Source organism: Pseudoalteromonas sp. P1-25 (assembly GCF_001401805.1).
Taxonomy (GTDB): Bacteria; Pseudomonadota; Gammaproteobacteria; order Enterobacterales; family Alteromonadaceae; genus Pseudoalteromonas.
Window position 1 is genome coordinate 69,018 of the sequence record NZ_LKDW01000020.1, and the last position, 11,228, is coordinate 80,245.

At 42.2% G+C, this 11,228-nt stretch carries 7 protein-coding genes; 4 read left to right on the forward strand and 3 right to left on the reverse strand.

Annotated elements, in window-relative coordinates:
• Positions 1-178 precede the first annotated feature (178 nt).
• The 3 genes from AN393_RS13020 (at position 179) to AN393_RS13030 (ending at position 5,321) form a co-directional block, all read left to right on the forward strand.
• The gene (locus tag AN393_RS13020) at positions 179-1,483 is read left to right on the forward strand and encodes an NAD(P)/FAD-dependent oxidoreductase (protein ID WP_055016126.1); all 1,305 of its coding nucleotides are present in this window, start codon (positions 179-181) and stop codon (positions 1,481-1,483) included.
• 136 nt (positions 1,484-1,619) lie between these two features.
• Entirely contained in the window at positions 1,620-3,710 is a 2,091-nt protein-coding gene (locus AN393_RS13025) for a hypothetical protein (protein ID WP_055018291.1), read from the forward strand.
• 111 nt (positions 3,711-3,821) lie between these two features.
• Positions 3,822-5,321, forward strand: coding sequence for a DUF2235 domain-containing protein (locus AN393_RS13030; protein ID WP_055018292.1), 1,500 nt, complete (start codon positions 3,822-3,824; stop codon positions 5,319-5,321).
• Positions 5,322-6,036: 715 nt separating this feature from the next.
• Here the strand turns inward: AN393_RS13030 and eat are convergent.
• The 3 genes from eat to AN393_RS13045 are packed head-to-tail and all read right to left on the reverse strand — an operon-like array spanning position 6,037 to position 9,734.
• Positions 6,037-7,440 carry an ethanolamine permease gene (gene eat / locus AN393_RS13035; protein ID WP_055018293.1) on the reverse strand — a complete coding sequence of 468 codons (1,404 nt, stop codon included), beginning with the start codon at positions 7,438-7,440 and terminating at the stop codon, positions 6,037-6,039.
• Positions 7,441-7,461: 21 nt separating this feature from the next.
• Positions 7,462-8,331: an ethanolamine ammonia-lyase subunit EutC gene (gene eutC / locus AN393_RS13040; protein ID WP_055018294.1), complete on the reverse strand. Its 870-nt coding sequence runs from the start codon at positions 8,329-8,331 to the stop codon at positions 7,462-7,464.
• The gene (locus AN393_RS13045) at positions 8,331-9,734 is read right to left on the reverse strand and encodes an ethanolamine ammonia-lyase subunit EutB (protein WP_055018295.1); all 1,404 of its coding nucleotides are present in this window, start codon (positions 9,732-9,734) and stop codon (positions 8,331-8,333) included. The genes eutC and AN393_RS13045 overlap by 1 nt, the downstream gene beginning before the upstream one ends.
• Positions 9,735-9,953: 219 nt before the next feature.
• Between AN393_RS13045 and AN393_RS13050 the strand changes: the two genes are divergently transcribed.
• Positions 9,954-10,922, forward strand: a complete 969-nt coding sequence (locus AN393_RS13050) for a helix-turn-helix domain-containing protein (protein WP_055018296.1) — start codon at positions 9,954-9,956, stop codon at positions 10,920-10,922.
• Positions 10,923-11,228 lie beyond the last annotated feature (306 nt).

Genomic DNA, 11,228 nt, shown 5'->3' on the forward strand with positions numbered 1-11,228 from the left:
AGACCTTAGTATACAACAAATAAGCTTATCAATTGCTGACATATGTTTTATTTAGGCGCAAAATACGCAGCAGATGCTCAATGGTGCTAACAGCCAAGCTAATTTTGTATACCCAAGTGATTTTTTATAAGCGTTATAAGCAGATTATTTGGGTATATTATTTTTTAAGGGCATTGCTATGAATATAACTAAACCTAAAATCGTCGTTATTGGCGGTGGCGCAGGCGGACTAGAGCTAGCAACACAATTAGGGCATAAATTAGGGAAGAGAAAACAAGCCGAAATTCTTTTAATCGATAAAAACCGTACCCACATATGGAAGCCGTTACTACACGAAGTAGCGACAGGCTCTATTGACCCCGATTTAGATGGCGTTGTGTATTCAGCCCACGCTGCAAAACATCATTATAATTTTCAGCTTGGTACATTTTGCGACATAGACCAAAGCAACAAAACCATTACCCTCGCGCCGCATCTTGATGAACTAGGCCACACTATTTTGCCAAAGCGTAGCGTACGCTACGATCACCTTGTTATTGCCATAGGCAGTGTAAGTAACGACTTTAATACCCCAGGTATAAAAGATCATTGCTACTTTTTAGACTCAAACCAGCAAGCTGAGCGTTTTCAGCATTCTCTACTCGACAGTTTTACTCGCCTGCATCAAGACGATAACCAACAGCAATCATTAAATATTGCCATTGTTGGCGGCGGCGCAACCGGCGTTGAGCTATCAGCAGAGCTTTACCATGTGTCTGAACTACTGAAGCTCTATGGCCTTACAAATATGTCGTCTAAGCGTTTACATATACACCTAATTGAAGCGGGGCCGCGTATTTTACCCGCTCTACCCGAGCGCATTGCCGATAGTGCAAAACGCGAATTATTAAAGCTAGGTGTAAACGTACGAGAGCAAACACAGGTTAAAGAAGCTACCGAGCAAGGGTTTATAACAAAAGACGAAGAACACATAGACGCCGATATAATGGTGTGGGCTGCCGGTGTAAAAGCGCCTGACTTTATTAAAGATTTAGGTATTTTTGAGCTTACCCGTAGCAACCAAATTAAGGTTAACGAGTTTTTACAAAGCACTGTAGATGAAAGCATTTTTGTACTTGGTGATTGCTGCGCCTTTACCCAAGAAGACGGAAAGCTCGTTCCACCGCGCGCACAATCGGCGCATCAAATGGCGCTGTGTGTAGAAAAAAACCTCATTGCCACGTTAAAACAACAGCCACTGTGTGGCTTTAAATATAGCGACCATGGCTCGCTCGTTAACTTATCGCGCTACAGTACGGTAGGTAATTTAATGGGTAACTTAACCAGCAATACCTTTTTTATAGAAGGTAAAATTGCCCGTTTTATGTATATATCGCTGTATCGTATGCACCAGCGCGCCATACACGGCAGCGCAAAAACCTTTGCATTATGGATAAGCGAAAAAGTACTGCGTGTTGTACGCCCTAAAATGAAATTGCACTAGTACATATACACCAGCTAAATAGTCAAAAAGCTTTAATAGGTAATGTAAATTATCTTTTAAAGCTTTTTTGCTTTATGCGTATTTAAAAGAGTACCATGTAGATAAATATATTTGTGAATTCAAGGGATTGACGCTAATGAAAAAAGTACTTTTTGGAATTGTAACAATCACTGCCTTGGCTGTTTATTTTTTCCAAACTCAACCTCATTTTGAAGATGTTGAGCACACTGAAAAAGTGGAACCAACCACCACTGAGCCCAGTATAGTTAATAAAAATAAGCCAAGTGAGGACTCACCACTACAGGTAGTTAATAAACTAAAAAAGCAAATTAGCCTGTGTAGAGATCAATCACAACAACAAAGTACTAAAATACAAACCTTGAATCAGTCGCTTGTTTCATTTTTTGTAAGTGAACTCAAAAAAGGGACATCGGTATCCACGCTTTTAAAGTATTCAACTTTATCAAAGCTTAATCAGCGCACATACATTGCCCTTTTAAAAGACGCCATTGTTGCTGAGCAAAAGCAGCAACTTAACATTACTCACTCTTTAAACGAGTTAGCTAATTGGCAAGGTATTGAAGCAATTAAAAACCTCACCAACGACAAAGTAAAAAAACTACTCAAAGATTTAGGCAACAGTAGCACGGCTCCACCGGGGCTTACTATTAGCTTGCCTGTTGATGAAAATGTACAAAAAGAAACGCTTTACGCTTTATTAAGCAACACCGATACATTTACAACTTATGTGCAATCGTTTATTAAAGTTGAGGGTAGTGAGGTAATATCCCCAGCAACATTATTCGTACTTAACGCAAATAAACTCTCGCTTAAAGAGTTTGAGCAAGCTATTTCATCTAACCAATTTACAGTGAATGAAGTGGCTACCGCTATAAAAAATGATATACCTAATGAATATATTATTGCCCTTTTACAGCAAGTTCCCGCGCTAGATGCTATGCCGCTATACGAACAAAACACTGTTTTATATAACTTAGCTGATATTGCGGTCAGTAAATTTAATTTACCCCTTGTAGAAGCACTACAAGAAAAAGGGATTACGCCAACCAACGAGCCTGGTTTATTTACAGGGTTAGACGTAGCTATTGTAAACCTGCCAAAAAGCGGCAACTTAACCCTAGCCCCATTAGATACTAAACACACCCAGCTTTTGGACTATCTTAAAAAGCGTGGTTACAAGGCACATAGCGGCAATGCGAATAACGACCTAAATAACCAAGGGGTATTTTTTGTAAATGACTTTATTTACCAGCAAGGTGCCTATATTAATAAGCAGGACAACCCTACGCAATACGCTTACTTTAGCCCTATAGGTAGAATAAGCAATGCAGAGTTACCTAAAGTAACAACTAACGATAATTCTGCCATAGCTACTTATTTAATAGACCTAGAACAACAAAAAAATGAGCTACAAGCGCGTAGTAGCAATTGTAATGATCTACATAAAGAGTTAAAAACCGCCGAACAGTTGGTTGATAAAAGGCAAGCTTACAATCAAGTTTGGAATGCAAATGAAGAACACGGTGATAACACCCCAGCCGTTTTGCACGCAATAGACCCTGTATTAGTTAACTACTGGTTTGCTTCACAAAACAATCAGCATTCATACGGTAGAAGCCAAAGCACATTTAGCGAACTATTATCTAAAGAGCAATACCAAAAAGCGTATGAGTACAGCCTTAGTACAGTATTAACTCAAGCCGAAACGGATACGCTTTTTTCTTTATTACTGTTAAAACCTGATGATTTAATCACTCTTTGGCAAAGCCGAGTAGAACCTAAGCCACCGAGTGATTTACTTCGATTGAGCAAACTTCCACTTAGTCAATGGCAAAAACTAAAACACGCTGGTTTTGATTTTTCGATTACCGACGTGTATGGCCGCGACGTATACCTTCAAGCAATGTTTGCCTCAAACGATATAGTGCAATTTTTAATTGATAATAAAATACCCTCTGATACAAAAAAGCTGGGCGTAGATATACTCGACCTAGCGCTAGAACAAAGCTATAACCAAGGGAAATTAAGCAAAAACGTTCCTCTAGCGCTACAACTTGTAAAGGAGTTTGAGCCAAACCACTTAGCCCGCGTAGCACGATTAAAAATGTTTTACCCTGAGGTTTATCAGCAGTTAATTCAGCTAAAACCAGCGCTTAAGCCTGCCCAAGGCACAGAGCTAAATCATTATATGTTTGATAATCACTAAATAACCCGCTAAGCACGCTAATGCCCTTAGCGTGCTATATAGCTAAATTAATGTCTTTAATATTTAACATTGCCTATGTAGAGTATTTAAAACAATTAAAGGATTAGGGCTATGACGGGTAAAACGCTAATTTTTAATTTTGATGGTACCGGGGGCGAGCCTCGCGATGCAGAGCAATTTAGTTCAGATCATTTTAAAGAAGACAGTAGTATTTCTAATATTCTTAAGCTGCATTTATTATTAGGCGGCAAGCTCGATGACTCCCCCACCACCCCATTTACAAACCAGCTTAGTTTTTATTATCAAGGTATTGGCACCAAAGGAAGCCGCCTAAAACGTATTTTAAACCAAACTTTAGCGCCACGTGGTGACGATGTTGCCAGTATTTTAAATCAAGCCATGCGTGATTTTAAAACGCATTACCAACTAGGCGATACCCTTTTACTTACCGGTTTTAGCCGGGGCGGCGCACTTGCACGGCGTTTTGCAAAAATCCTAGAGCCTTTAATTAGCGATAATGTTTACGTATGTGTATTTGATACCGTGGCCTCAATTGGTTTATCAAAAGTGAGTAAAGCAACACGCGGAGCCCAGCATGTTATTTTTGAAAACCACACCATTGCCAAAAATATTTCGCAGGCACTGCACTGCGTAGCACTTGATGAAAAACGCCGCGCATTTGAACCCACCCTAATGAACCATCAAAATAATATTACCGAGCTTTGGTTTGCAGGGGCGCATTCAGATATTGGCGGTGGTTATTACCGCGATGGCCTAGCTGATATTTGCCTGCGCTATGCGCTTGAATGGTTAATTGAGCAACCACTTAAAATTAGTTTATTAACCAGCCACGATATTGACTACGAAACCTTATTGCCTGGCAGTAAATTAGTTGACCAAGACGATGTAACCGTAACGCCCGATCCTCTGGCTTTAAGCCATCAGCAAAATTACTTTTGGTTTAATTCCATTTTTAAATTGGTCGACAGGGAATGTTGTGTACTGATTAATAACGAAGCAAGCAACCTTGAGCCATTAGTTCACCAAAGCGTGGCTACACGGATTAATAAACTAACCAGTTATCGCCCAGAATCGCTTAAAAAACGTCATTACAAAATGAGTTATAACGACGGCACAACATTAAGCTTTGTCGGGTTAAGCCCCCACATTGCACTCGCTAACCAAAATATGAGCGTGCTTGGGATTAATCAAAGCCAAGATGTAATGGTATTTGCCTCAGAGCAATATAACACCACCGGTTTAATGCTTGAGCAAGGCGCTACGTATCGCTTTACACCTTATCCAAACCAGTTTTGGTACGACGATGGCGTAAAGTGTACTGCCAGTGGGTGGCATCGCGATAACGTGCAATTAGGTGTAAAAGAAATCCCCATAGCATTACTTGAACCATTTAGACGACTTCCTCGCGCACAATGGTTTTCTTTAGTAGGTGCTATAAATCAAAACGATGAACACCTGTTTGAAATTGCTGGTGGCAGTGACATAAAAGTAGCTAAATCCGGTGAGTTTTGTCCCTTTGCCAACGACTTAAGCCGCTTTTACGGCGCTAATGCAGGGAGAATAAAAGTAAAAGTAACCCGCATAAGTTAAATGGGCTGTAATAGCGCAGCTAGCTGGCGTTTAAAAGCAACGCTTTAACAGAGGTATAAAGTGATTGTTTCACCACAGAGAAGCGAAGGAGAATACCTGGAGAAGTGACTAAACGATACGGGTGCTTTCTCTGTGAAGCGCGACGCGCCTCGGTGTACTCGGTGGCGGAATTAATGAGAAGCTGCGCTTCTAACGTGAGCAAGCTCGACGTCTATAATTTTCACCTCTCATTTACTCCTCATTCTCTTCTCTTTGTGCGTTTTTGTATTAAAGATCAATTAATCACAAATAAATTTAAAGCCGCTCCGCTTTTAGAGAAGTAACTAAAATCTTGCGCGAGCAAGCTTCACGCCTACCGACAAACTAACACCGAGGTAAATTACCTTGTAGACGCGCAGCTTGCTGGCGTTTAAAAGCAACGCTTTTACCTAAGCAGAAAGTGATCGTTTTACCACAGAGAAGCGAAGGAGAATACCCAGAAAAGTAACTTGCATCGCGCGCGAGCAAGCTTCACGCCTACAAGTTTCACCTCTCATTTACTCCTCATTCTCCTCTCTTTGTGCATTTTTGTATTAAAGATCAACAAATCACAAAGAGGTTTAAACTCTACAAGCGCGATATAAAATCGCGTCCATAAGCAGAGCTTAATGACTCCTGTAGACGCACAGCTTGCTGGCGTTTTAAAAGCAACGCTTTTACCCTCGTGTTAACCCATTTAGTTTGAGGCGGCTAAGTCTGCTTCAGCATCGGCTAGCATTGCAAATTCTTCATCTGCATTTTTAGCTACCAAATGTTTTGAGCTGTACCCAAAGTAATAAGCTGCCCCAATCACAAAGAGCACGACTGTATACAAAAATGCACGAGGGTCAAACGCATACACACCCGTTAATGCAATAAGCGATAACACTAACGCAATACCCGATGTAACCACGCCACCTGGCGTTTTATAAGGGCGGGCTAAATTAGGTTGCTTAATACGTAGCATAATATGGCTCAGCGCCATTAATGCATACGATACCGTTGCACCTACCACCGCCATGGCTAGCATTAAATCGCCCTCGCCACTCAGTGATGCAATAAAACCAAATATAGCGGGTACAATCAACGCACGTGCGGGGACTTTACGCGCTGTAGTAATTGATAACGAACGCGGTAAATAACCCGCACGCGAAAGCGCAAACACTAAACGGCTATAACCATAAATAATCGAAAAGAACGAGGCAACTAGACCCGCTAACCCTAAAATATTCACTACAGTCGCTAAGCTTGTATTACCCGTTACATTAAGCGCATCTACTAGCGGTACAGCACTTGAGCCCATAGCTTGTGCACCGCCCGCGCCAGGCACTAATACAACAACCAGTAGTGCTGTAAATAATAAAAATAACATAGCGCCAATAATGCCTTTAGGTACATCTTTAGCTGGGTTTTTCGCTTCCTCGGCTGCAAGCGGTACGCCTTCTACTGCTAAAAATAACCACATAGCAAAAGGAAGCGCAGCCCACACACCATACCAACCAAGCGGTAAAAATTCATTTGCGCCTGTAGCATTGGTTACCGCCACATCGAACAAATTAGCCGCATCAAAATTAGCAATTAACGCCACGGCGGTGGCAATAATTGCCAGTACAGCCAGGCCACTAATCACCATCATCACTTTTAACGCTTCACCCACACCCGCTAAGTGAATTCCCACAAAGGTTAAATAAAACAGTGCATATACCCACGGGCCATTAAACCCTGTTAATGCCTCAACCGCCGAGCCAATAAATATAACAATAGCAGCAGGTGCTAATGCATATTCAATCAATACCGCAAGACCGGTTAAATAACCCCCTGCAGGCCCCATTGCTTGGCGCGCAAAACTGTAACCACCACCCGCCGCAGGAATAGCGGCCGACATTTCAGCAAGCGATAGCACTAGTGTTAAATACATTATTGCCATTAACACGGCAGCAATTGCAAAGCCGCCCCAACCGGCTTCTGCTATACCAAAATTCCAACCCGCAAAATCTCCCGAAATTACATACGATACCCCAAGCCCTGCAAGCAATAACCAACCCGCTGTGCCACTTTTTAACTGCCTTTGTGCAAGATACTCTTTATTGTTATTAGACATTTTGACCTCTTTTTTATGGTTTTATTCCGCGATTAAAAAATTAGTGGTTTGAACCTGGTGCTCTATCACATCATCCTGTGTTCGGTCTTTTAAATTAACCCCTGTAAGCCCGCACTTTTTTGCCTCTTGCAATAAATATACGGCTCTTCGGGCTGCCTCAAAGTAGCTAAGCCCTGCGGGGCGAATATTCGAAATACAATTACGACACGCATCATTTAGCCCCGTTTTTGGCGCCCACGTTAAATAAAGGCCCAGGCTGTCGGGGGAGCTAAGCCCAGGGCGCTCCCCAATTAATACCATTACAACCTGCGCATTCAGCAGCTCGCCAATATCGTCACCAATTGCCACGCGGCCTTGCATTACTAAGGTAATTGGCGCAATTTTGTAAGGTGATGGCTCAGTGGGAAGCTGCTTTAAAAGCTCGGTTATAAATGGCGCGGCGTTTTTTTGTACCGCCAACGACGAAAGCCCATCAACGACTACAATAGCTAAATCATACTGCGCTTGTGCGCTGCTTTGCATCGTGTTTAAAAGAGTGTTTCGCCCTGCTTCGTTTAGCTTTCGACCTAAATCGGGGCGCTGCAAATACGTAACACGATCGGCAGCTTCGCTTTGTACATTTAAAGGTTTACCTAAATCACACAGCCCATTAATAGTGCTCAGTGATTTTGTCATTTCGTCAATGTCTAACGGAAAGTTAACCGCATCGCGCGCTTGAGCATGCGATAGCTGAAACGCTAACATTTCAGATGTCGGTAAACTAATACCTGCGCGGCCAAGGCCTATTCGCGCATCCGTAAAACGACGTAAATCACGCCATGGGTTTTCTACCACTTTACCGTTACTTTTATAATTACGTGTTTTTATATTTATAGGCTTTACAGATTTCATTACATCCCTCCTTGCACAGCCTTTAAAGGCGAAGCAAAGGCACTTGGTAAGGTATTTGATAAAATGGACTCGGCAGTATTTTCCATAATTTTCATCCTACTTAGCCAGGCTTCAAACTCAGGGGCGGGACGCGAACCTAAAACACGTCGCACATAGAGCGCATCATGAAACGAGGTGGTTTGGTAGTTAAGCATAATGTCGTCAGAACCTGGTATGCCCATCACAAACGAGCAACCCGCAACGCCAAGTAAGGTGAGTAAGTTATCCATATCGTTTTGGTCGGCCTCGGCGTGGTTGGTGTAACACACATCGCACCCCATAGGTATGCCTAAAAGCTTGGCACAAAAATGATCTTCAAGCCCTGCGCGGGTAATTTCTTTGCCATCAAATAAATACTCAGGGCCAATAAAGCCGACAACGGTATTAACTAATAAAGGGTCAAACTTACGTGCTACAGCATACGCCCGTGCCTCGCAAGTTTGTTGGTCAAGCCCATGGTGCGCATTGGCCGAAAGCGAGCTGCCTTGCCCGGTTTCAAAATACATTACATTATTGCCAACCGTGCCACGCTTTAAGCTCAGCGCAGCATCTTGCGCTTCAGCTAATGTATTCAAATTAAAACCAAAGCTTGAATTTGTAGCCTCTGTACCGCCAATTGACTGAAAAACCAAGTCCACCGGTGCCCCCGCTTCTATGCATTCTATGGTATTAGTTACATGGGTAAGCACACAGCTTTGAGTTGGAATTTCGTATTTCTGAATTACATCATCCATTAGCTTCATCAGCTTTATGGCTTGAGCTACGTTATCGGTGGCAGGGTTAATACCTATAACCGCATCGCCATTGCCGTATAAAAGGCCATCGAGCATGCATGCAGCAATACCGTTTATGTCATCAGTTGGGTGGTTAGGTTGCAAACGTGTTGATAAATGCCCTGGCAAACCTATGGTATTTCTAAACGCACTTTTTACGTGGCACTTTTTGGCAACGAGGATAAGATCTTGATTACGCATTATTTTACTTACCGCAGCGGCCATTTCAGGGGTAATAGCTTGCCTAACACTTGCAAGTACAGTAGGTGTTGCATAGTCACTTAATAACCAGTTTCTAAAATCCCCCACGGTTAAGTGCGAGATAAGTTTAAAGGCGTTTGCATCGTGCTCATCAATTATTAAGCGTGTAATTTCGTCTTGTTCGTAGGGAATAAGCACATCGTTTAAAAATGTTTTAAGCGGCACTTCGGCCAAGGTCATTTGTGCTACTGCGCGTTCTTGTGCCGATTGTGCAATAACCCCCGCTAGTCTATCACCTGAGCGCTGTGGCGTAGCTTTAGCCATTAATTGCGCTAAGCTCTTGAATTGATATGTTTGTGTACCTAACGTATAACTATATCCATGTGCCATGATTTACTCCGTATAACTAATATTTAAAACCTTGGTATAGGGCTTGCGTTATATTAGCTATAAATCAATTTTGAATAGTTACAAGAGAGCTTAATTTATACCAAGTGACTATCGAATTTTGGCAAATCATCTTTTATTATTGTATTTCAGCAAGTTACAAATGTAACTTTGTCACATACGTAAACTAAATTTTATTTACTTTAAAAGAGCATCACCGATATGGCGCAGCAAGGCAGCAACTATGCACCACAAAAGAGCAAGGTATTCACCCACGATATTGACGAGCAAGCACATAACCTTACTCAATGGCAGCAAAAGTATGACCAAGTAAGCGATGGCGGATTTTTTGGTTGCATAGAAGGCGTTAATTACAGCGGTATCCATGCGTTTAAAGAGTACACCGAACGCGCACTGCGACAACAATGCAACATAGCACCTAACTCTATTTGGCTGGGTATACCGAGTCAGTCTCAGCAAAGTAAAATTAATGGTCTTGATGTGGCAAGCAATCAGTTTATGTGCCGCACAAGCAATAGCGACTTTGAACTAATTACCCCTGAGCAATTTGATATTTACGGTTTGGTTATTAACTGGCATTCCATTGAATATATGGCGCAGTTACAGGGCGTTACAATTAAAAACCTTTCATCAACACAATCTGCTCGTTTGTCGGTAAGCGACTCATCACTTAAAACAGCAAGGCAAATAATTAATACTATGGCAACTGGCACTGGCTTTGGGCTAAAACCAGAATCCCAACAAGATATGCTTAATATGCTAGCACTACACTTATTACAAGCCGATAACCCGCAGCAAAGCATTGCCCCAAGTTACAAACACCGTAAAGCAGTGGTCGATAAAGTAAAAGAGTACGTGGCAGCCAACCCCCAAAAAACAATTACCATAACCGAACTTTGTGAGCTTACTTTTGTTAGTAGGCGTACATTGCAATACAGTTTCGAAAGCATATTAGGTATTAACCCACTTAAGTTTTTGCGTTTAACCCGTTTAAATAGCGTAAGGCGAGCACTTAAAACGGTTGGCCAAACCAAGCCAATATCCGTTATAGCAGCCAATTGGGGATTTTGGCATGCAGGGCAATTCACTAAAGACTACACGCAATTATTTGGCGAAAATCCCTCTCAAACCATCGCCAATAATTTGAAAGAGGCAACCTTTGAGTATTAAATGCGGCAAAGCTCACATCACAACCCCCTACCTACAAAATTAACACCGAAGTAAGCAAGCTTCACGCCTACCGACAAACTAACACCGAGGTAAATTACCCTGTAGACGCGCAGCTTGCTGGCGTTTTAAAAGCAACGCTTTAACCTAGGTATAAAGTGATTGTTTCACCACCGAGAAGCGAAGGAGAGTACCTGGAGAAGTGACTAAACGATGAGGGTGCTTTCTCTGTGTAGCGCGAAGCGCCTCGGTGTACTCGGTGGTGGAATTAATGAGAAGCTGCGCTTCTAACGTGAGCAAGCTCGACGT